This is a genomic window from Ignavibacteriales bacterium (assembly GCA_026390595.1).
Classification (GTDB): domain Bacteria; phylum Bacteroidota; class Ignavibacteria; order UBA10030; family UBA10030; genus UBA9647.
On the sequence record JAPLFQ010000033.1, the window covers coordinates 98,052 to 119,710 of the forward strand.

The window sequence follows — 21,659 nt, forward strand, 5'->3', positions numbered from 1 at the left end:
AGGATCTCAAAGTGGCAAGTGTACGTCTGGAAAACATAAAGAAGGTCTATGAAGGAAATGTCGTCGCGGTGCACGAAATGGACCTTGAGGTCAAGGACAAGGAATTTGTTGTGCTTGTAGGACCATCGGGATGCGGAAAATCGACAACGTTGCGTATGATCGCCGGACTTGAAGAGATTACCGCGGGCGATCTCTTTATCGACGGTCAACGCGTCAATGACGTCGCACCAAAAGATAGAGACATCGCAATGGTGTTCCAGAACTATGCGCTCTATCCCCATATGTCCGTCTACGAAAACATGGCTTTCGGGTTGAAACTTCGCAAGCTCCCGAAGCAGGAGATTGACGAACGTGTGCGTGAAGCCGCGGCAATCCTCGGTATCGGAGACTACCTCGACCGAAAACCAAAGGCCCTCTCCGGTGGACAGCGGCAGCGCGTCGCTGTCGGCAGAGCGATTGTCCGCAAACCCAAAGTGTTCCTCTTCGATGAACCGCTGAGCAACCTGGACGCGAAGCTGCGCGTGCAGATGCGCACCGAGATCTCAAAACTCCATGTGAAGCTGGGCGCAACGATGATCTACGTGACCCACGACCAGACCGAAGCGATGACAATGGGGGATAAGATCGTCTTGATGAAAGACGGATTTGTGCAGCAGATTGAGTCTCCTATGAAGATTTATGCGAATCCGGTGAACAAATTCGTTGCCGGGTTCATCGGGAGCCCTGCCATGAATTTCTTTGAGGGATCGATTGAGAAGGGAACATCTCTCACCTTCATCGAGAAGCCGGGGGGACTCAGAGTACCCATTCAGAAGAAGGACCAGGGACATCTGAAGGCATACATTGGGAAGGATTTGATACTCGGGCTCCGACCGGAACAAATATCCATCGCGGGTTCTGCCGCAGCAAGTGGATCACGGACGAAGGCAAAGGTAACCGTTGAGGTGGTGGAGCCGATGGGGAATGAGACGTACGTGTATTTTTCAACTCGGAAAGACGGTCCGCAATTCGTCGCGCGTGTTACGACTACGAAGGAACCTGCCGTGGGCAAACCTCTGGATCTCTTCTTCGATATGGGTCGTGCCCATTTCTTTGATCGGGAAACAGAGAAGACCATCCAATAGGGACTTTCTACTCGGGACGGTCTCTACAGGCGAATCACCTGGTGCTTGAATAGATCGATCTTGAGCTCTCCGTAGAGCCAGCGCAGGAACTCTGGTCCGTATTTATTCAGGAAATAGACTACGTTGAGTTCACGCTCCTGGTAGTTTCCTTGCGGGAAAACCAGGTTTGATACTTTGTCGATTTGCCGCAAGGATACTTCGTGCTGCCGCTTCTGTGCGGCAACTGCACGTTCTTTGAGTCCTTCGATATTCACGGTTGTCTTTCGACTGACATTCTCAAGCGCCCCGTTGAGTGTCGGATCAATTCTCTGCAGGACCTGCGCTATCCCCTCAAACGCCTCCTGAACCGAGGCAAACGTACCTCCAAATACCTCGTCCAGATTCAAATCCGATACCTGAGCTGCAACTTTTTCCTTCACGATCTCAACATCACGGTAGATGTCCACGAGAGAGATTGAAAATCGCTCGAGGACCTTGTCTGCTTTTTCCTCAAGGATCGTGGCGCTCGCCCGCGGGTAAATGATCGGCATGGGAATGTTGACGGCTTCGTAGAGTGACCTAAGTTGGCCGAAATACGCGACTTCTGCCGGACCTGCGACGTACGCAAGCGTTGGGAGAAGCCAGTCCTGGCAAATGGGGCGAAGGACCACGTTAGGACTGAAAAGCTGCGGGGTTTGTTTCGCAGCCTCAGTCACGAACTCTTTCGTCAGATGTTGGCGTGTTCCTTTCAAGGAGTATCCGTCAGGTCGCGGCTCAAGCAAATACCGGCCGCCATGATGGAAGAAGAACAGGTTCAGAGATTTTGGCTTGATCTGGGCATGGTACTGCTTCTCAAGTTCCGCACTTTGATCTATGACGAGTTGGCAGAACTTCGGTGTCTCGGCAAGCTCGCGCTGGAAAAGGGGAGCGAGCAGTTTCTTGACTTCATTGTCGTTCGGATCGAGGAACACCAGTCCGGAATTTTCCAGAAGAACATTCATAAGGTGGACGAAGGCCCTGTTGAATGTCATGCCCTTTTGATAAGCCATTCGAAAGAGCTCGAGGACTTTAGATTTAAACTCAGTCTGTATCAGTGATTGCTCGAGATTATCGAAGATGGAATCTATGGATTCGTCAAACTCAATCTTGCCCACCGCGCCCAGGTTTTGATCGTCGGAGGCTCGCTTCATCTCGTATCGAAATTCCTGGATGTCATTCGAGACGGAGAGCACTTTGATCGAATTCACCTCTGCGATATCGTGATCTTCACCCTCAAGCCAAAACACCGGCACAAAGTTGTATTCAGGATATTGCTGAGACAGGCTTTCGACAAGCTTCAGTGTGGTGAGCGTCTTCAGTATGGTGTAGACGGGGCCAGTAAATAGACCGACTTGCTGTCCGGTCACGACTGCCACGGTGTTGTCATTCAAAAGGGCATCGATGTTTGCGAGCGTTCGAACGCCGCAATGGAAATTGCGGTTCTGCGTTCCCAGGATCTGGACGAGAGAGGACCTATCGATGGGACGTTCGGAGACCTTTCGAAGAAGAGTCTTCCAGTGAGCTTCATTCCGGAAATCTCCACCGTAGAATTTCTCCACACTTCGAAAATCGCCGAGATAATCGACGAACAGGGAGGAGAAAGCGCCTCCGCCGGATTGCATTTCCCGGAATTCTATACCGTTACTGTGATCGTAGGCCATGGTCGTTGGGGCTATCAGTCCTTTATTCGGAAAATTGTTTCTTCGAGAAGCGATTTAAACACTCCCTTTACCCTTGCTCCAGTTTCTGCAACTTCTTCGTGAGACAGGCGGCCAACTGCTAATCCAGCCGCCATGTTCGAAATCAGCGAAATCGCGCCAACTTTCATCCCCAGCTCAGATGCGAGTACCATTTCCGGGACTGTCGACATACCTACAGCATCCGCCCCTAGTCGATGCAGCATCTCAATCTCGGCTTTCGTCTCATAGGACGGCCCCTGTAACCAACAATATGTACCACGACGCAGCAGGATGTTCAAGGCTGAAGCGGCGCCCAGAATGCACTCGGATACATGTTTATCCAATAGGAGGGAAGGCTTTGTATGAAAAGGAGTTGAGAGCGATGTTTGATTTGAATGATGAGGATCGAGAAAAGAGAAATTGATGTAATCCTCGATGAGCATCAAGTCCCCCTCTGAAAACTCGGGGTTGATCCCGCCGGCTGCATTCGTAGCCAGGAGGTATCGCGCGCCGAGTGCGGCCGCCACGGAAATTGGAAATGTCGTCGTTTTGAGATCTCCCGACTCGTAGAAATGAACTCGGCCTTTGAAAATGAGCAAGGGAGGGGATTCTTCTGAATTGCTCCTGAGTTTTCCGAATACAAGGCTGCCATCATGGCCTGAGACGCTCGAAGTGGGATAGGCAGGAATGGAGCTGGATTTGAATTCGATCGGATCGACAACGTTTTCGGCGAAGTCACCCAACCCGGATCCTAGTACAACTGCAACAGCAGGCCTTTGCGTGATACGCGAGGTCAAGTAGTCGACAGCTTTATCCAGCTTTGAGTTATCTGTCAATCCCACCATCCTCTCATACTGACCTGCATCTCTTGCTTGCACAGATTCTTCTCTGCTGTCCGGACCATGTGCGGAATATCGAATCAGTCGATGGGTGGCTCGAAACAATGGCGGCAGCGCGCCTCATAGATGTCTTTGGCGCCGACCACAACCCGGTCTGCCTGTTGCGTCTTGCGCTGAGTTCGATCCGCCGGATTTCCGCAAACGACGCATATGGCCAGCGTCTTTGTGATGTACTCAGCGACAGCGAGGAGTTGCGGCATAGGTTCAAACGGTTTCCCTCTGTAATCCTGATCGAGTCCGGCGACGATGACCCGCTTCCCCTGATTTGCCAGAGTTTCGCACACCTCTACAAGGTTCAACTTGAAAAACTGACCCTCATCGATACCAATAACCTGTGCATCTTTGCTTTGTTCGAGAATCTCCGAGGCATCGTCCACGACGATTGAAGTCAGCGATTGTTCACTATGAGAGACAATGTGCTGTGCGCTGTAACGATTGTCGATCCTTGGTTTGAAGATGGCCACTCGTTGCTTCGCAATTTCTGCCCTCCTCGAACGGCGAATCAACTCCTCAGTCTTCCCGCTGAACATACAGCCGCAGACCACTTCGATCCAGCCAGTATTGCGTGGGACGCTGTGAAGCTCCGACGTATCCATAGACTACCTGCTCTTTTTTCTTGTTCGATCGAGGTTCTTTTTGCCGAATGCATGGGGAAGGAGCTCTCGCATTTTCAACACTTTCACACTGCCTTTTCCGTTTACCATCAGAAAGTCGATGTTGCCGGCGAGATCCATCAAAACTTGCCGGCATGCTCCGCATGGGGGAGTATAGCCCGGATCATCAGATACGACCGCGATCGCCTTGAAATGCACATCTCCTTCTGATATCGCCTTGAAGATCGCTGTACGCTCGGCGCAGATTGTCAACGCGTATGTACTGATCTCAACATTGCAGCCGCTGTAGATCTTGCCGCTCGAAGAGAGGAGTGCTGCTCCCACGTGAAATCGGGAATATGGAGCGTGCGCCCTTTTCTTGGCCGCGAGCGCTATCTGTACGAGCTTTTTGTGTTCAGTTCGCACGTTTCTTTACTCGCCTCGTCGTTGTGTTGAGCGATAACTATGAATTTTCCCACACTCAGGAAAGCCGAGAAAATATAGACAAGATTGGAGTGAAATGCAATTGATCGAATGGCGGTGGAACGATTCTTCTACTGCCGGAAAGCAAGATCCGGGTTGGCTGCCCGAGAAACGGGTGCGCACGATGTGAGGTCAGACTTGCAGCAGTTCAATGATGATGAGCGTCTCGAAAAGAAGTTTCTTTTTCTTTACCGCTCTCGCTGTGAAACCAGTTTCGAGAAATGGGCGGAGACAAGCATGAACGTCTGCGTCGGAAGATAGAACCAGGACTGCCGATCCTTACTGGCAAAAGTAGGGGAGGAGCAGGAGTGGAAGAATCTGGACAGAACCACGCCGGGGGATTGGCTGGGAGTACATCGCCTTATCCTGAAGGAGTACAAGACCGCGTTTGGGCCGTTCTTTCCTGTGCCAGATCGTCGAGTCATGGTGTCTTGTAACTCTGACGAAGATTCTCTATATTTTTGATGAGGATAATATGAAATCCTGGAAGAGACTAAAACCAAAAGACTTTCGGACTCCCGCCCTCGCAATTGCGGTGTTTCTGATCGTATTCTATATTTTCAACAACATCGTAATGCCTTCGTACGTTCAACGGGGCAAAATGACGACGGTCCCGAATGTCGTGGGCCAGACGGTGGATGAGGCTCTCAAGCTGTTGACCGAGGCAGGGTTGCCAGGGAAGAAGGCGGGCGTTCGAACCGACAAGCAATATCCTGAAGGGATTGTGGTTGTTCAGAACCCCGCTTCAGGAGTGGAAGTGAAGTTCGGGCGAGGAGTGTATCTGACGGTGAGCGGAGGGGAGCCCCTTGTTGTAGTTCCTTCCTTGCGAGGCCAGAGCCTTCGAGACGCGACATTTTCGCTCGAGCGGGTGAGTTTGGTGATGGGCTCTACTGCATATCAGGTTTCTGAAGAATACCCTCAGGGGACCATTATCGATCAGGACACGCCGCAAAGCTCAAAGGTGCCCAGCGGAAAAGTCATCAATGTTACAGTCAGCCAGGGAAAGAACGCTGATCAGGTACCGGTACCTGACATTCTCAAAAAGACATTTTCTGAAGCCGAGCGAATCGTCATCCAGGCCGGTCTACGCGTGGGCAATATCACATATCAAGTAAACGCCGATCTTCTCCCCAACACCGTCATTGAGCAGTTCCCCAAAGCAGGGCAATTGGTGCCGGCAGGACAGGCCATCGATCTTGTCGTTGCCCAAAAAGGCGAAAAGTCCAGCGATCTCCAAAACTGATTGGAACACATGCTCAGAATTGCACCGTCAGTACTAGCCGCCGATTTTTCCCGCCTAGGTGATCAAGTTCGACAGGCCGAGACAGGCGGCGCCGACTGGATACACCTTGATGTGATGGATGGTCGCTTCGTTCCTAACATCACTATTGGCCCGTTTATCGTTGAGGCAGTTCGCCGATCAACAACGCTCCCTCTCGACACGCATTTAATGATCGTTGACCCTGACAAGCATGTCGAGGCCTTCCGCAAAGCCGGATCCGACCACATTACGGTACACCAGGAAGGCTGCGCGCACCTGCACCGCACGATAGCGCATATCAAATCGCTCGGTGCCAAAGCCGGTGTCTCGATTAACCCTGCTACTCCGTGTTCAACGCTTGAGGAAATCATGGGGGACGTGGACCTTATCCTTATCATGTCCGTGAATCCAGGGTACGGCGGACAGGCATTTATCAAGGGAACATTGCGGAAACTACGTGAAACCAGCGATATGATCCGCGAGTCAGGCAGAGATATCAGGTTGGAAGTCGATGGCGGAATCGATCTAACCACCGGCCCTCTCGTCACCGAAGCCGGGGCCGACGTCCTTGTCGCCGGCACCTCAATCTTCCGTGCCCCGGACATCAAGAACGCAATCACAGATCTTCGCTCCGCCTGCCAGGCAGGTCCCAAGAAAAGGACCTGAAGCCCCCCGACCTTGTTCCTCACCGACCTATTCATTCTTCCAAAGCCCAGTCACGAATGTGGCTGGGCTTTTTCTTTGTGAAAAGGCTTGACTTGGAGGAAGCGGTACCTTATATTTGTAGGCAAGACCGCTATTTGATCTTATTTAGTAAAGCCAATCCCGTCTATTCCTAAATAACTACGGTTCTGATATGCTCGACGATATCGATCAAAAAATCCTCGAAATCATTCAGAAACAGGGGCGGATGAGAAGAAATGATCTCGCAGAACGCGTGGGTCTTTCGCTTCCGTCGGTCAGCGAGCGCCTCCGGAAACTGGAGGAGGCAGGCATCATTAGCGGCTACTTCGCCAAGTTGGACTATCAAATGCTCGGCAAAGACATTACTGCGTTTGTTCTCGCGACAGTAGACTCATCAAAGCACTACAACTCGTTTGTCGACCATATCAGCTCGGTGGACGACATCCTCGAGTGTCATGCCATAACGGGAGAGGGAACCCATCTTCTTAAAATCCGTACCGAAAACACCACCAGTCTGGAAAAACTTCTTGCGAAGATCCAATCCTGGTCAGGAGTCGTGAAAACGACAACGAGCGTTGTTCTGTCAACTCCAAAGGAAACGAGTGCCATCAAAATTCATCTAAACAAATAACAAAACATCTAACCCACTAGGAGTCTTATGGCCACAAAGGCAAAAGCGATCTCAGGCGTGGACAAGGTCTTGAAGATGATCAAGGACAATGGTGTCAGGATCATCGATCTGAAATTCACCGACCTGATAGGGCAATGGCAACACTTCTCAGTCACAGCCAGAGAGTTTTCCGGCGAGATCTTTGAACAAGGGATTGGCTTCGATGGATCCAGCATCCGGGGATTCCAGAAGATTCACGAGAGCGACATGCTGCTCTTTCCAGATCCTACATCAGCTTTCCTCGACCCGTTCAACACGGTGCCGACACTAAGCCTCGTTTGCGATATTGCTGATCCGATCACGCACGAGAGCTATTCACGAGATCCTCGCCACATTGCCAAGAAGGCTGAGGCGTATCTCAAAACCACTGGCCTCGCGGATACGGCATTGTTCGGACCTGAACCGGAGTTCTTCATTCTGGACCATGTCCGTTTCGATCAATCTCATAACTTTGGGTACTACTATCTCGATTCGGAGGAGGGGTTCTGGAACAGCGGATCGAACGAAGAACAGAATCTCGGCCACAAGCCTCGCTTCAAGGAAGGATATTTCCCGGCTGCTCCCATTGACAGCTTGCAGGACATCAGGTCCGAGATGGCGCTGACGCTCGAAGGGGTGGGAATACCGATTGAGGTACATCATCACGAAGTTGCGACGGCAGGACAGACTGAAATTGACATGCGTCGCGACACGCTCACGAAAATGGCAGACAACTACCTCTTGTTCAAATACGTGACGAAAAACGTTGCCAAGAAGCACGGGAAAACCGTCACCTTCATGCCGAAGCCGATCTTTGGAGACAATGGTTCGGGCATGCACGTCCACCAGAGCCTCTGGAAAGCCGGAAAACCACTCTTCGCTGGCAATGGGTATGCCGGTCTCAGCGAAATGGCAATGTACTACATCGGGGGGCTTCTCAAGCATGCACCCGCGCTCTGCGCCTTCACCAACCCGACGACGAATTCATATAAGCGTCTCGTGCCCGGTTTTGAAGCACCGGTGAACCTGGCCTATTCGCAGCGCAATCGCTCTGCTTCCGTCCGCATCCCAATGTACTCTACCAATCCGAAGGCGAAGCGGGTCGAGTTTCGCTGCCCGGACCCCACGTGCAATCCCTACATCGGTTTTGCGGCCCTGCTGATGGCAGGACTGGATGGCATCATTAACAAAATCGATCCGGGAAAGCCGTTGGACAAGGACATCTATGACATGACGCGGGAACAGTTGCGCGACGTCCCCTCGACACCCGGCTCGCTGGCGGAATCTCTCGAGGCGCTCCGCAATGATCACGAGTTCCTCCTGCGCGGCGACGTGTTCTCCGAAGACGTCATCGATACATGGGTTGACTACAAGACGGAGAAGGAAATCGAACCCATGGCTCTCCGACCTCATCCCTATGAGTTTCTTCTCTACTACGACGCGTAGTTATCGGTTGATGTCGCTTGCCGTACTTCTCGAAGGTCCCGGATCGTTCGCCGGGACCTTCGACGTTTCTCCGGGTTTCCTTGCATTTCAGACGCCTTCTTGGTAATTTCATCTCAAGGCAAACACCATGGACTACACCCGTATCAAATACCGTAATGACCAGCGTGTCTGCACAATTACGCTGAGCAGACCTGACAAGCACAATGCACTCGATGACCTGATGATCACCGAGCTCATTTCCGCGTTTCAAACTGCCCAACGCGATGCGGAGGTCAAGGTCATCCTTCTGAAGGGTGAGGGGGAGTCCTTCTGTGCCGGAGCTGACCTGGCCTATATGCAGCGCATCATGAAATACGATTTCAATCAGAACCAGGAAGACTCTAACAATCTGATGAAGCTGTTCCTGCAGATTTATACTCAGCGGAAACCGGTCGTCGCCGTCGTGCAGGGGCACGCCGTCGCTGGTGGCTGCGGACTGGCTACTGTTTGTGATCTCGTCGTCGCGTCGAAAGAAACCGCACGTTTCGGATACACCGAAGTCAAAACAGGTTTCATACCCGCGATCGTTCTCTTCTTTCTCGTTCGAAGGGTAGGAGAGGGGAGGGCGCGCGAGCTCACGCTTCGGGGCAATGTCATCCCGGCTGAAGAAGCGTACCGGATGGGTCTCGTGAACTACGTCGTGCCCGAGACGGACATCGACCATTTTGGGGAAAACCTCGCCCTGGAACTCGCGAAGAACTGCAGCTCTTCCTCTCTTGGCCTGATCAAGGAATTGTTTTCCCGAATTCATGGAATGTCCGTTTCCGACGCCCTCAGCTATGCAGCGAATCTGAATGCCCTGACACGGATGACTGAGGACTGCAAGAAGGGTATCGATGCGTTTCTGAAAAAAGAACCGGTCAAGTGGTAATCCTTTCACATCGCGTAGTGCTCCGCCATGAAATCTGACTTGCGCACCCTCGCTTCCTGCATTCGCACTGTGCCCGATTTTCCCAAGCCCGGGATCATGTTTCGTGATATCACCACACTGCTCAAAGATGCAGAGGCCTTTCAGCGGGCCGTCGACGTGCTCCACTCCCGTTACAAGGAAGACAAGATCTCAAAAGTTGTCTGCATCGAATCCCGTGGATTCATCCTGGGGGCGGCGCTCGCGCTCAGGTTGAAGGCAGGATTTGTCCCAATCAGAAAAAAGGGGAAGCTCCCTGCCCCGACCATCGGACAAAGTTATGCACTGGAGTACGGAACCGATATAATCGAAATTCATCAGGATGCGATCACCCCGGGCGAGCGGGTTCTGATTCATGATGATTTGCTTGCAACGGGGGGGACAGTCGCTGCGGCCTGTAAGCTTGTCGAAAAACTCGAGGGTTCTATTGCTGGCCTCTCGTTTCTCATCGAACTGGGATTTCTCAAGGGACGGGCGCAGCTTGGGTCGTATGATGTGTTCTCAATCATTCAATACGACGCAGAATAGAATCTCTGTGATGGTGCCTCGCGTACAAGAGTCACACTGTTTCAGCGCGTATGCGCCTCTTACCCAGGGATGCCCGCATCCGTATTCTCGTCACCGTCAGCTGCATCATTTCCTTCGCGCACGCAGATAAACCGACCTCGAAGTTTCCAGGCTGTATGACATCGTCGGTGTTGAGGAACCCGCGTCGCGTGGTCGACCAGACGGGCATCACGAGAGCGGCTGTACGTGGGATTGTCGAAGCCACTCAGAGGTATCACACGCTGGATATTATTGTTGAGAGATTGAACGGAACCTCGCCATGAAAACGATTATCGAACCCTTCAAGATCAAGTCCGTCGAACCCATCCGCTTCACAACTCCGGCAGAGCGGGAGAAGATTCTCCGCGATGCGTTTTACAACCCATTTCTTATTCGCGCTGACGATGTCCTCATCGACTTGCTGACGGACAGCGGGACGTCCGCGATGAGCGCGAAACAATGGGCCGGTATCATGGATGGTGACGAAGCGTATGCCGGGTCCAGAAGTTTCTTCCGTTTTGAAGCAACAGTGAAGAAGCTCACCGGATTCAAGCACGTCATGCCGACGCACCAGGGGAGAGCTGCGGAGAAGATTCTGTTCACGATCGTCGGGAAGCAGGGAAAGTATATTCCCAACAATACGCATTTTGACACGACGCGCGCCAATGTTGAGTTCTCAGGTGCCGAAGCGGTGGATCTTCCGACGGAAGAGGGGAAGAAACCAGGCCTCATCGCTGACTTCAAGGGAAACATGAACATACCGGCTCTGGAAGCGTTTATTCGAACCACGGGGGCAGAGAACATTCCCCTTTGCATGATAACGATCACGAACAACTCAGGAAGCGGACAACCGGTTTCCATGGCCAACATTCGGGAGACGAAGCAGCTGCTTCTGAAGTTCGGAATTCCACTCTTCCTCGACGCGTGTAGGTTCGCTGAGAATGCATTCTTCATCAAGAAGCGTGAGCCCGGTTATGCCGGGAAGACAGCCGAAGAAATAGCCCGGGAGATGTTCTCCTATGCTGACGGATGCACGATGAGCGCGAAGAAGGATGCATTCGTGAACATGGGTGGGTTTCTGGCACTCAATGACGACGTGCTTGCAATGAATGCACGAAATCTCCTCATCGTCACGGAAGGTTTCACGACCTATGGAGGCCTCGCGGGCCGTGACCTCGAAGCTATTGCGCAGGGTCTTGAAGAAATTCTCGATGAGCATTATCTGACGTATCGCCTCCGATCTGTCGAATACCTGGGGGAGAGAATCGTCAAAGGAGGCGTCCCGATCGTCGAACCTCCCGGCGGACATGCCATCTATCTCGATGCGAAGCGATTTGCTCCGCACATTCCACCCAGCCAGTACCCTGGTCAGGCTATCGTGTGTGAACTGTATCGGGCAGGGGGGATTCGCTCCGTGGAGATTGGAAGCGTGATGTTCGGAAAATATGATGCACAGGGGGCGTTGTTGTCCCCTCCTATGGAACTCGTTCGCCTGGCGATCCCGAGGAGGGTCTATACACAGAGCCACATCGACTATGTCATAGAGGTTGTGCTCGATGTCTTTGAACGACGGAAATCGCTTCGGGGGCTTCGAATCACTGAGGAGGCACCTGCCCTTCGACATTTCACGGCGAAGTTCGAGCCGATCGCCTGAAGAGAATTCCAGTACCTGGACGCGAAAAACCCAGAAAAGCGTTGCTTCCTAGGACCAATCTTCATAAATTCTTCAAGAAATGAGCCAGGTTGAAATGTTGAAATGCACTGTCTGTCTTGAGGAAAACGACGATTTTGCGATCACTTGCGCAAAATGTAAGGCTTTTCTCCAGAACCGCGTGCCAAACCTGGATCTCTTTGATATCGGCTGGAAGGTTCTCGAATCCCCCCGAAAGGCATTTCGGACCATCACGATCGCAGATCACAAGAATTACGCCCTGTTTCTTTTCTCGCTCTTTGGCATCAGCCTCTCCTTTACGGCCTTCTGGTTCTTCCGGCTCGGGACCCGATTCATTTCGCTCATCGACCTTATCCCTGCTGCTGTTGGGATCGGAATAATCCTCGGGCTGGCATCGGCCTTCATCGTCACGGGTATTTACTTTGCATTTGTTACTATTCTTGGGGGAACGACAGGCTTTCGAACGTCCCTCGGAGTAATCGGGTATTCTCTTACTCCCATCGCACTTTCTCTGTTCCTTGTGCTCCCGATTGAATTGTTGACGTTCGGCATGTATCTCTTCACGTCAAACCCTCATCCGTACACCCTCAAACCCGTTTCCTTCATGATCCTGATCGGGTTTGACGGCCTGGTTTGCGTTTGGAGTATCGCGCTGGCAGTTCTCGGCACGCACGTATCACAGAGAATCAACGTATTCAAATCAGTCATTGCGGTCCTGGGAGCGTTCGTCGTGTTTCTTGGCGGACTCTTGCTGCTCGCTCAACAGTTTGGCCTCATTGATCTCGTGTGACGGAGAGGAAGGGGATGGGTGACGAGAGAGCAGTTTGAGGAGATTGCCCAGCATGCATTCGACAGTCTTCCGGATGCATTCAAGCACAAAATCGAAAATGTTCAGATCGTCGTCGAGGATTATCCTTCCGGCGACGCGTTGGCGAGGACACGGGCTGGGAAGTTCACCTTGCTCGGCCTCTACCAGGGTGTACCGCTTCCGCATCGGGGCACTTCATATGGAATGTACCCGGTTGGGCCGGACAAAATAAGCCTGTACCAGAAGAACATCGAGCAAACGTGTTCGACCGAGCAGGAGATTGAACGACGCATCGTTGAGGTGCTGTTTCATGAACTCGGTCACTATTTTGGTATGAACGAGCAGGAAGTGCGGGACGCCTTGAGAGATTTCGAGTAAGAGACCACGTATCATATTACGGAGAGCGCAGCTATGCCGAAAGTCTTGTTACAGATATCCTACGACATCGATCCTGAGAAGCGTGACCAATACCTTGCCTTGATGAAGGAGCTGAAGGCTCACTTCTCTGTAGTGAGAAAGAAGAATTACTCGGTGTTTGAGCAAAAAGGGAAGAAGAACTCCTTCGTTGAGGAGTTTGTTTGCAGTTCACTTGAGGAATACGACGCTCTGGACAATGATCTCGACGAAAAAAGCGAGGAATTGGTGAGCCGGCTCGAGAGTTTTCTGAAAGAGGGAAAAGCAAAGTACACGACACTCACCGAAGTTGACTAAAGCAAGAGTGACCGCCACATCGATTCTGCCGAGGAGCAGCGGTGCAGCGGTCACGCATTCTCTTGTGACGTTCCCGCCTTCCTAGTTTCGTTTTTCCAGCTTGACCTTCACAGACTTGGTTTCGGCACCCCGTTTGATCACGACATCTACTTCGTCTCCCGGTTTGTACTCGCCAAGAGCGTAGGTGAAGTCGTAGAGGCTCTTGACGTCGACTTTGCCGAACTTGATGATGATATCCCCGCCGGTCATGCCGGCTTTGGCTGCGGGGCTCCCTTCACGCACTCCGGAAATCTTCATACCCTGCACCTGCTCGCCAAAATCCGGGATAGTACCCATATACACTCGTGTGCTCCTGCCAGCAGTGGCTTGACGAGGAGCCTCCACAGCAATATATCGTGGGCGATCGACAGATTGATCGAGTTCTTCGGCTATCCGCTCGATATATCGTACCACCTTCTCTTCACCCTGATAATTCAACTTGTCAAAGGTATCAGAGGGGCGGTGATAATCGGAATGAATGTCAGTAAAGAAATGGAACACAGGGATTTGTTTTCCATAGAACGAAGCGTGGTCGCTGGGACCGTAGCCGTCCTTGTTCAATTTCAACACGAACGCTGAGTCCTGGTTGTGCTTCTTCACCAGATCTTCAAACCCCGCTGAAGTGCCTACCCCGTAAACAATCAATACGCGGTTATTCAGTCGGCCAATCATATCCATGTTGATCATTGCCACCGCTCGATCCAACGGAAGCAGGGGATGGTTGGCGTAATAGGCTGATCCGAGCAGTCCAAGCTCCTCGCCGGCGAATGAGATAAAGAGCATGCTTCTCTTCAGTGAAGTCTTCATTGCTGAGAATGCCTGGGCAAGCTCCAGCACTCCTGCCGTACCCGAGGCGTTGTCATCAGCTCCGTGATGGATTGCCACGGTGTCAATTTTGAGCGAACCAGAGCCCTCGCCTCCCATACCAAGGTGATCATAATGTGCGCCAATGATAATCATCTGATTCTTTAGCTCTGGGTCACTTCCCTCAAGATATCCAACGACATTACGAGCGGTTTCTCGAATTTCCTTGATATCCGTTTTGGCGCGCACGAAGACGTGAGGAAGGTCAACTGACTTCGGTGCCTTCGATTGATGGATCGCCTTCTGCAAATCCTTGATCGTCTTGCCGGCATCGGCCAGCATGAGGTCGGCAGTTTTCCTGGTTATGTTTATAGCAGGAAGGCCAGCATTCCCAGACGCATTGTCGTAACTCAGCTTTATCAGGTCGTCTGTCTCCGAATCCTCGGGCCCGGTTACCACGAAAAGGACTCTGGCACCCAGCTCCCGCGCCTTCGATGCTTTGTAGCGCAGGCTGGCATATTGACCCAAATCGCGCGTGGAATCAGCCGGCGGGGCGTTTCGGAGCACCATGACAGCCTTCCCCTTAATATCGAGACTGGCGTAGTCATCATACTTTTTTGCTGTATCCGAAATACCGTAACCGAGGAAGACAACAGGACCTGCGAACGTTTCGCTCGAGGAAAACCCTAGCGGGCGAAACTCCTTGTCGAGCAGTAATGAGGTAGCTTTGCCTGAGATCTCGAACGCCAGACTGTTGCCATCACCAAGCTTCACTCCAGAAACAAACTCGAAATCCTGAAAGAATGAGCCGTTTGGCCCGACCGGCTTGAGGCCGTAAGATTGAAACTCCCGTGCGATGTATTGTGCTGCAGCTTCGGCTCCCTTCGAGCCGGTCTTGCGTCCCTGGAGATCATCAGATGAAAGAAACTTGACGTGCTTTGTAAGCTCGGCGGCTGTAATCTCTTTACTTGTTTGCGCTAAGACTCCAACCTTAAACCCGAATAGAAGAATCAACGCGAGGGAAGTTACTCGAAGCAATAGTTTCATGAAGACTCCTTTTTGTTTTTGTTAAAGTCCTGTGCATCAAAATACTGCCCGGTTACACTCCGGGACTCATCGGAGGCCAGGTAGACGAATGCCTCGAGAACTTCCGAAGGCGGCTTGAGTCTGGATCGGTCCTCGTCAGGGTACGCCGCGTGGCGCATATCGGTGTCCATCGGTCCGGGATTGACCGAGTTCACTCGAATGCGGCTGGTCCTGACCTCGTCTGCAAGCGTTTGCGTGAACCCCTCGAGAGCGAACTTCGATGCTGCATAGGCTCCCCAACGTTGACGCCCTTTTTTCCCGACCGACGAACTCACGTTGATAATGGAGCCAGATCCCTGTTTCAGCATTGATGGCAGAAAGGCCCTTGTGACAGAAAAGAGTCCGTTGACGTTGACGTCGATAATTCGATTCCACGTTGCGGGTGTCCATTCCGAGAGATCGATTCGTGGACCCAGCTGAGCAGCGTTATTCACGAGTACGTCAATCGACCCAAATGTTTCCAGAACCACTGAAGCAAAACGTTCCACCTGCTCGTGGTCGGTGATGTCGCAGCCCAAGGCGATTGGGGGAGGTCCTATCAAGGATAGTTCGAGTTCAGCTCTCTGGAGCAAGTCGGTCGATCTGGCGCAGAGTGCCAGACGGGCTCCCTCTGCAGCAAATCTGAACGCTAGTGCGCGGCCAAGCCCTTTCGAACCACCTGTAATGACTATTTTCTTGTTCTTGAGCCTCATGTCCGCGCTGCATTCCTCTGTCAACGGCCCGGATTGGTGGAGATTACAGAATCAATCTACCACCCAGCCGCAATGCCCGAAACTGCCTCAATCAACCCAGTCGGCGACAAAAACATTAAACTCATAGCGCCCCGTCGCGTTCCGATCCGACACAAACGCGACCTTCTTTCCGTCCCTTGAGAAAACTGAGAACGCATTGAAATGACCTTCGGATGTAACCTGCTCCAGTCCGGATCCATCGGCATTCATGACGAACAGATCGAAGAACCTTCCTCCCGGATCCTTCATATTGGAGGCGAAGATAATTCGTTTGTCACCAGGTAGGAAGAAAGGGGCGAAATTTGCGGCGTTGTTGTGCGTCAACTGCTTGCGGTTTTTCCCGTCAGCTGCGCACACAAAGATCTCCATTTTTCCGGGCTTCACAAGCTGTTCTGCGAGAAGTGATTTATACTCAGCGATTTCTTTTACCTTGGTTGGATGATTGCCGCGATAGACGATCTTCTTGCCATCCCAGGAGAAAAACGCCCCTCCGTCGTATCCAATGTCGTGAGTGATCCGCTTCAAGTGCGAACCGTCAAGGTTCATCGTGTACAATTCCAGGTCCCCAACGCGTGAAGATGTGAACACGATCTTGTCTCCCGTGGGCGAGACCGTCGCTTCAGCGTCGTATCCAGGGCTGGCAAAAAGGGTTTTCAATCCGGAGCCATCGGCGTTCGCCACATAGATGTCGTAATCGTTGAAGACCCCCCAGACATATCCTTTTGACTTGTCCGGAGAGGGGGGACAATTGGCGCTTGCCCCGTGCGTTGAAGCATACAGGATTGTTTCGTCACCAGGGAGAAAATACCCGCACGTCGTTCTGCCCTTGCCCGTGCTCACAAGTTGCTGAGATGATCCATCGATCTTCATCGTAAACATTTGATCGCAAGTGTAGGGGGGACGCGTTGATTGAAAGATCAACTTCTGACCGTCGAAGGAGAAGTACGCTTCAGCGTTGGTTCCGCCGAATGTGAGCTGACGTATGTTGCGAAGGTGTTTTTCGTTCGAAGGACGCAGTGAATCGGGACCCGAGGCAATCGCCACAGACACAATAGAAAGTGCTGCAATACAGTACATCCCAAATCGTGACATATCCGTTACCTGAGCCTTATGAACTACGTGAAAGAGACACCCTTACAGGCAGGAGGTACTCTCTTGGGTCTCATGCAGAGATTGTATCCATGAGTTGAAACCAGCGGGGAGGCGACTATTTGATCGCAACAAGAGCAGACTTTAGTTTTTCAAAATCCTGGAGGTCGGCAACGCTGTACTTCAAGTTCTCGTACACGATAGTCCCTTCTTTATCCACCACGAAAACCGTACGCCGATTATAGTATGTCTTATCGTTGAAACTACCATAGAGTTTCGCCACAGCGTGCGAATGGTCGCTGAGAAGTCTGAACGGCAGGTTGTGGAACTTCGCCCATTCGTGATGAGACCACACGTAGTCTCCGCTGATGGCGAGGACTTCAGCGTCAAGGCCGGCAAGTGCATCGAAGTTGTCTCTCATGGTGCAGACCTCCTTCGTGCACCCCGTGCTCCAGTCAGCCGGATAGAAGGCCAGGATAACCGCTCTCTTGCCGGCAAAGTCAGAAAGCTTCAAAGAGTCCTTTGCAATGGAGTCCCTAGTTGCATAGGGAAGTGCGAATTCAGGTGCTTTCGATCCCTCAGCCGGTGCAGAGCTCTGAGCTTGAAGTTGAGTTCCAAGAATGAGGAACCATACAGCCAGGAGAATGGTTTGCATGGAGTAACCCGCCAATTTGTTGAACTATTATAAGATAGCGGTTGCCTGCCAAAAATGCAATAATTGAGAATTCTTGCATCTCTCTCGCGAGGTGGCTAGATTGAGTTGGAGAATGAAGACCTTACGTCGGCAATGCGCAGTAGTCTTGATAGTCGCCGTCCATTTATGGGCATCGCTCTCCATGCAGTATTCTCATCAGCATGTTCTCACGAGTTCCGATGGGCACCAGACTCTTCGATCTCACGACTGCGGCTCGATTGAGAATCACAAACCTCTTGAAGACTGCCGGCAGTGTTTATTGTGCCTCCGCGTCTTGTCAACGCTTGCCATTTTTGAATTTTCCTCATCAGTGCCTGAAGCTTGCGCCCAGCGCGTCAGCGACATCGACTGCAATAGAATCCCTGTGTTGGCGATGCAATTCTCCGAACCTGACAGGGGACCTCCGCCGCTTTCTGTGTAACAAAGCCTCGTCGTTTCAACTCTTGCACAACGAATTCACCGGATCATCCCTCGTCAGGTGTGACTATGAGATCTTGCCGTAAAATCACCATTGTTCTGTCTGCGTCTTGTATTGCATTCGTCAGCTCAATCGCACAGCAGACGGATTCAAGTGCGGTTGCAGATTCGCTTCTGCTCACACAAATCCAACGGTCGATGCAGCCGGTCGGCCCCGTGGTTCAGCAAGCTCCGTCGGCTCCCCGATCATCATTGAGCACGAATCCTGATCTCAGCGCAATAGGTGATTTCCGGTCGGCCTATGTAACGATGGGGAAGCGGAAAATCGATATGTACCTCAATCAACTTGAAATCCAGGTATCTTCCGTCGTGGATCCATATGCCCGTGCAGACATCATGTTCTCGTACGGAAAGGACCTGGAAACTGGCGAGCTCGCCCCTGGACTCGAAATCGCAACTCTGACATCGCTCTCGTTGCCGTACCAGATGCAGGTTACGCTTGGGAAATTCAAGCCTGCATTCGGGAAGATAAATATTCTTCATCCGCATGCATATAGTTTTATTGATTTCCCCAAAGTCACTGAGAAGTTCTTTAGCTCGGAGGGAATGTTCATGGAAGGAGCGTCGCTGAGCTGGCTCGTTCCAAATCCTTATGACTTCTTTCAGGAGCTGACGCTCGAAACAGGACGGGTTGAGACAAACGCAATACTCGCCCGCGGGGAAGACAGCCAACTCTCGTATTTCGGACATCTCAAGAACTTTTTCGACCTGACCCTGAATTCGACCCTCGAAATAGGATTCTCCGGGGCAAGCGGCCCGAATCAATTTGGTTTGACAAGCACATTTGGGGGCATAGATGTAACGTACAAATGGAAGCCTGTGCAGTTCAACGTGTTGCAATCTTTCTCATGGCAAACCGAATTACTGCTCGCAAACATGCAACTGGATGAGACCACGCGGGCCCGGACGCACGGACTGTATTCGATGGCGGAGTACCAGTTCGCTCAACGGTGGTTTGTCGGTGCCCGGTATGATTACACGCAGTCTCCCGATGACGAAGGGAAGAGGGATGTGGCTGGAACTCTCTTGTTCCGCTTCCAGCCAACTGAATTCCAGATCGTGGCACTCGAATATCAGTATACTGACCGCAACTACGAACGATCTACGCACGGAGTTACTCTCAGGGTAATCTTTGGAATCGGATCGCACGCCGCTCACCAATACTAAGGACACTACTGCGTTCATTTCACATTGTGGAGATATACTCAAATGATGAATAAACGAATTATGATTTTCCTCGTCCTCCTGATCTCATGCCTGTCCTGGAGCTCAACAGTCGTTGGACAAATCAAGGTCGTATCGACGCTGACTGATATGCAGAGTATTGCGCGCCTCATCGGGGGCGACAAGGTCGATGTATTTGCGATCGCAACGGGGTTTCAGAATCCTCATTTCGTTGATCCCAAGCCAAGTTACATTCTGAAGCTGTCTCGAGCAGACATGTTTGTGACGGTTGGATTGGATCTGGAAATCGGCTGGGTCCCCCCGCTGCTCAATAGCGCGAGGAATTCGAAGATCCAGAAGGGGGGAGAAGGATATGTTGACGCTTCCATGAATGTGCCTCTGCTCCAGATACCGACGAGTGCTAGCCGAGGTCAGGGAGACATCCACGTCTTTGGTAATCCGCACTACTGGCTCGATCCCGTTAACGGCAAAGCTATTGCGAAAAACATCTTCGACGGCCTCGTGAGGGTCGATCCTGACCATAGGTCGCTCTTTGAGGCGAATCTGAACAAGTTCAATCAGACTATCGACGCGAAGATAAAAGAGTGGACTGAGAAGATGCGCCCCTACGCAGGCACGAAGATCATTGCCTATCACAATGAATGGCCGTATTTCGAGCAGCGCTTTGGCCTGCAGATTGTCGATTTCCTCGAACCGAAGCCGGGGATTCCACCATCCCCTTCGCAACTTCTCAAAGTCATCAACGAAATGAAGCGTGACCACATCAAGATTATTATTATTTCGCCGTACTTCACGACAGAGTCAGCCGACCTCGTCGCCCGCAGCACGGGCGGAAAGGTTGTTACGCTGGCGACCTCCGTCGGTGCGAACGACAAAATCCAATCATACATCGATCTTTTTGACTACAACGTATCACAACTTCTTGATGCGTTGCGCTAGATCCCTCAATCAATATTATTGTGGAGAGAAGAATCATGGGTGAAATGTTAAGCCAGAGTTTCGTAGTGAACGCACTGATCGTGAGTACTGTTCTAGGATTGCTGCTCTCTTACATGGGAGTCCACGTCGTGGGGAGAGGAATTGTGTTCGTCGATTTGGCCCTTGGACAGATTTCGATGTTAGGTGTGGCTTTCGCGGGTTTCAACGGCGGTGGGCAAGAGACTCTTATTTCGATTGTCTTCACTATGCTTGGAGCGTTCCTGCTATCCTTCATCAAAGTGAAAGACAAACGCCTTAAGCACGAGGCCATTATCGGCATCGTCTATGCGGTTGCCTCAGCAGGGACGGTCCTCCTCATCTCGAAAACACCGCATGGTGAATCGGACATCTCAGAGGTTCTGTTTGGCAGCCTTTTCACGGTAACGACGGAACAGATCATTACGCTCTCCATCGTATTCGCCATCATCGGTATCGTTCAGCTCGTTTTTCGAAAAAAGTTCTTTGAGCTCACCGAACAGTTCGAGAACCGGCAGGTCGAGCATATGCGCGTCTTCGACCTGTGGAATTTTCTCTTCTACCTCTGCATTGGTCTCTGCATTGTGTTCGCCGTTCGAGTCGCAGGAGTCATCCCTGTCTTCTCCTACTTGATCGTGCCGCCGGTGGCAGCTGTGCTGTTCTCTCAATCCAGGAATGTGGTTGTCGGGATAGCGATGTTGATCAGCGTGCTTGGAGGATTCCTGGGCATTTATTCTTCAGTCAGTTTCGATTTCCCTGCAGGATCATCAGTCGTCGCGGCGCTGGGGGCGTTGTTCGTCGCTGTTGCGCTTCTCAAGTTCAGCAGGTTCATGAGACTCCGGTTTTTCAACGACAACACTCCGCCTGACGTCTCTGAGACGTCCGAGTGAGACGATTGCATGCCTGCCGTGCTTTCGGATCAGCTAGCGCCAGGCGCACGTGACAATGCTATTGTGGAGACGAATACAGGATACATGAATGCCACAAAGGCGATTCTTGACCGAAGAGCTGGAGACGACGTTCTAACAACCAACTGACCAGATGGTCGACCTCGGAAGCTTTCAGTGGCCAGCTTCGGCAG

22 protein-coding genes are annotated in these 21,659 nt (G+C 51.8%); 14 read left to right on the forward strand and 8 right to left on the reverse strand.

All coding sequences use genetic code 11. The features are described from left to right. The first annotated feature begins 11 nt into the window (after nt 1-11). Nucleotides 12-1,124, forward strand: coding sequence for a sn-glycerol-3-phosphate ABC transporter ATP-binding protein UgpC (gene ugpC / locus NTU47_17945; protein ID MCX6135691.1), 1,113 nt, complete (start codon nt 12-14; stop codon nt 1,122-1,124). A 23-nt stretch (nt 1,125-1,147) separates the two neighbouring features. Here the strand turns inward: ugpC and bshC are convergent, their stop codons facing one another. The 4 genes from bshC to cdd form a co-directional block, all read right to left on the reverse strand. Continuing rightward, nucleotides 1,148-2,803, reverse strand: a complete 1,656-nt coding sequence (gene bshC / locus NTU47_17950; protein ID MCX6135692.1) for a bacillithiol biosynthesis cysteine-adding enzyme BshC — start codon at nt 2,801-2,803, stop codon at nt 1,148-1,150. 14 nt (nt 2,804-2,817) lie between these two features. Next, a complete protein-coding gene (locus NTU47_17955) occupies nt 2,818-3,666 on the reverse strand; it encodes a purine-nucleoside phosphorylase (GenBank protein MCX6135693.1) in 849 nt (282 codons plus the stop codon). Between the two features lie 74 nt (nt 3,667-3,740). Next, a complete protein-coding gene (locus NTU47_17960) occupies nt 3,741-4,316 on the reverse strand; it encodes a thymidine kinase (GenBank protein MCX6135694.1) in 576 nt (191 codons plus the stop codon). A gap of 3 nt (nt 4,317-4,319) precedes the next feature. Next, nucleotides 4,320-4,739, reverse strand: a complete 420-nt coding sequence (gene cdd / locus NTU47_17965; protein MCX6135695.1) for a cytidine deaminase — start codon at nt 4,737-4,739, stop codon at nt 4,320-4,322. 532 nt (nt 4,740-5,271) lie between these two features. On the opposite strand from cdd, the gene NTU47_17970 reads away from it, so the two are divergent. The 10 genes from NTU47_17970 (at nt 5,272) to NTU47_18015 (ending at nt 13,519) form a co-directional block, all read left to right on the forward strand. Further along, entirely contained in the window at nt 5,272-6,039 is a 768-nt protein-coding gene (locus NTU47_17970; protein MCX6135696.1) for a PASTA domain-containing protein, read from the forward strand. A gap of 9 nt (nt 6,040-6,048) precedes the next feature. Beyond that, nucleotides 6,049-6,723: a ribulose-phosphate 3-epimerase gene (gene rpe, locus NTU47_17975; GenBank protein MCX6135697.1), complete on the forward strand. Its 675-nt coding sequence runs from the start codon at nt 6,049-6,051 to the stop codon at nt 6,721-6,723. 190 nt (nt 6,724-6,913) lie between these two features. Then, entirely contained in the window at nt 6,914-7,372 is a 459-nt protein-coding gene (locus tag NTU47_17980) for an Lrp/AsnC family transcriptional regulator (protein MCX6135698.1), read from the forward strand. 27 nt (nt 7,373-7,399) lie between these two features. Beyond that, a complete protein-coding gene (gene glnA, locus NTU47_17985; protein ID MCX6135699.1) occupies nt 7,400-8,836 on the forward strand; it encodes a type I glutamate--ammonia ligase in 1,437 nt (478 codons plus the stop codon). Between the two features lie 127 nt (nt 8,837-8,963). Next, nucleotides 8,964-9,746 carry an enoyl-CoA hydratase-related protein gene (locus tag NTU47_17990; protein MCX6135700.1) on the forward strand — a complete coding sequence of 261 codons (783 nt, stop codon included), beginning with the start codon at nt 8,964-8,966 and terminating at the stop codon, nt 9,744-9,746. A 27-nt stretch (nt 9,747-9,773) separates the two neighbouring features. Then, nucleotides 9,774-10,310: an adenine phosphoribosyltransferase gene (locus tag NTU47_17995; GenBank protein MCX6135701.1), complete on the forward strand. Its 537-nt coding sequence runs from the start codon at nt 9,774-9,776 to the stop codon at nt 10,308-10,310. A 298-nt stretch (nt 10,311-10,608) separates the two neighbouring features. Then, entirely contained in the window at nt 10,609-11,982 is a 1,374-nt protein-coding gene (locus NTU47_18000) for a tryptophanase (protein MCX6135702.1), read from the forward strand. A gap of 178 nt (nt 11,983-12,160) precedes the next feature. Next, a complete protein-coding gene (locus tag NTU47_18005) occupies nt 12,161-12,790 on the forward strand; it encodes a Yip1 family protein (protein ID MCX6135703.1) in 630 nt (209 codons plus the stop codon). Nucleotides 12,791-12,808: 18 nt separating this feature from the next. Beyond that, nucleotides 12,809-13,186, forward strand: a complete 378-nt coding sequence (locus NTU47_18010) for a metallopeptidase family protein (protein MCX6135704.1) — start codon at nt 12,809-12,811, stop codon at nt 13,184-13,186. 33 nt (nt 13,187-13,219) lie between these two features. Next, nucleotides 13,220-13,519: a hypothetical protein gene (locus tag NTU47_18015; GenBank protein MCX6135705.1), complete on the forward strand. Its 300-nt coding sequence runs from the start codon at nt 13,220-13,222 to the stop codon at nt 13,517-13,519. 81 nt (nt 13,520-13,600) lie between these two features. On the opposite strand, the gene NTU47_18020 is transcribed toward NTU47_18015, so the two are convergent. The 4 genes from NTU47_18020 to NTU47_18035 form a co-directional block, all read right to left on the reverse strand. Next, complete coding sequence (locus tag NTU47_18020; GenBank protein MCX6135706.1) at nt 13,601-15,409, reverse strand: M28 family peptidase; 1,809 nt, start codon at nt 15,407-15,409, stop codon at nt 13,601-13,603. After that, nucleotides 15,406-16,140: an SDR family NAD(P)-dependent oxidoreductase gene (locus NTU47_18025; protein ID MCX6135707.1), complete on the reverse strand. Its 735-nt coding sequence runs from the start codon at nt 16,138-16,140 to the stop codon at nt 15,406-15,408. The genes NTU47_18020 and NTU47_18025 overlap by 4 nt, the downstream gene beginning before the upstream one ends. A gap of 87 nt (nt 16,141-16,227) precedes the next feature. Further along, complete coding sequence (locus tag NTU47_18030) at nt 16,228-17,271, reverse strand: hypothetical protein (protein MCX6135708.1); 1,044 nt, start codon at nt 17,269-17,271, stop codon at nt 16,228-16,230. A 115-nt stretch (nt 17,272-17,386) separates the two neighbouring features. Continuing rightward, nucleotides 17,387-17,923, reverse strand: a complete 537-nt coding sequence (locus NTU47_18035; protein ID MCX6135709.1) for a peroxiredoxin — start codon at nt 17,921-17,923, stop codon at nt 17,387-17,389. 525 nt (nt 17,924-18,448) lie between these two features. On the opposite strand from NTU47_18035, the gene NTU47_18040 reads away from it, so the two are divergent. The 3 genes from NTU47_18040 to NTU47_18050 are packed head-to-tail and all read left to right on the forward strand — an operon-like array spanning nt 18,449 to nt 21,468. After that, nucleotides 18,449-19,606 carry a hypothetical protein gene (locus tag NTU47_18040; protein ID MCX6135710.1) on the forward strand — a complete coding sequence of 386 codons (1,158 nt, stop codon included), beginning with the start codon at nt 18,449-18,451 and terminating at the stop codon, nt 19,604-19,606. A gap of 42 nt (nt 19,607-19,648) precedes the next feature. Next, nucleotides 19,649-20,563, forward strand: a complete 915-nt coding sequence (locus NTU47_18045) for a metal ABC transporter substrate-binding protein (GenBank protein MCX6135711.1) — start codon at nt 19,649-19,651, stop codon at nt 20,561-20,563. Nucleotides 20,564-20,598: 35 nt separating this feature from the next. After that, complete coding sequence (locus NTU47_18050) at nt 20,599-21,468, forward strand: metal ABC transporter permease (protein ID MCX6135712.1); 870 nt, start codon at nt 20,599-20,601, stop codon at nt 21,466-21,468. Nucleotides 21,469-21,659 lie beyond the last annotated feature (191 nt).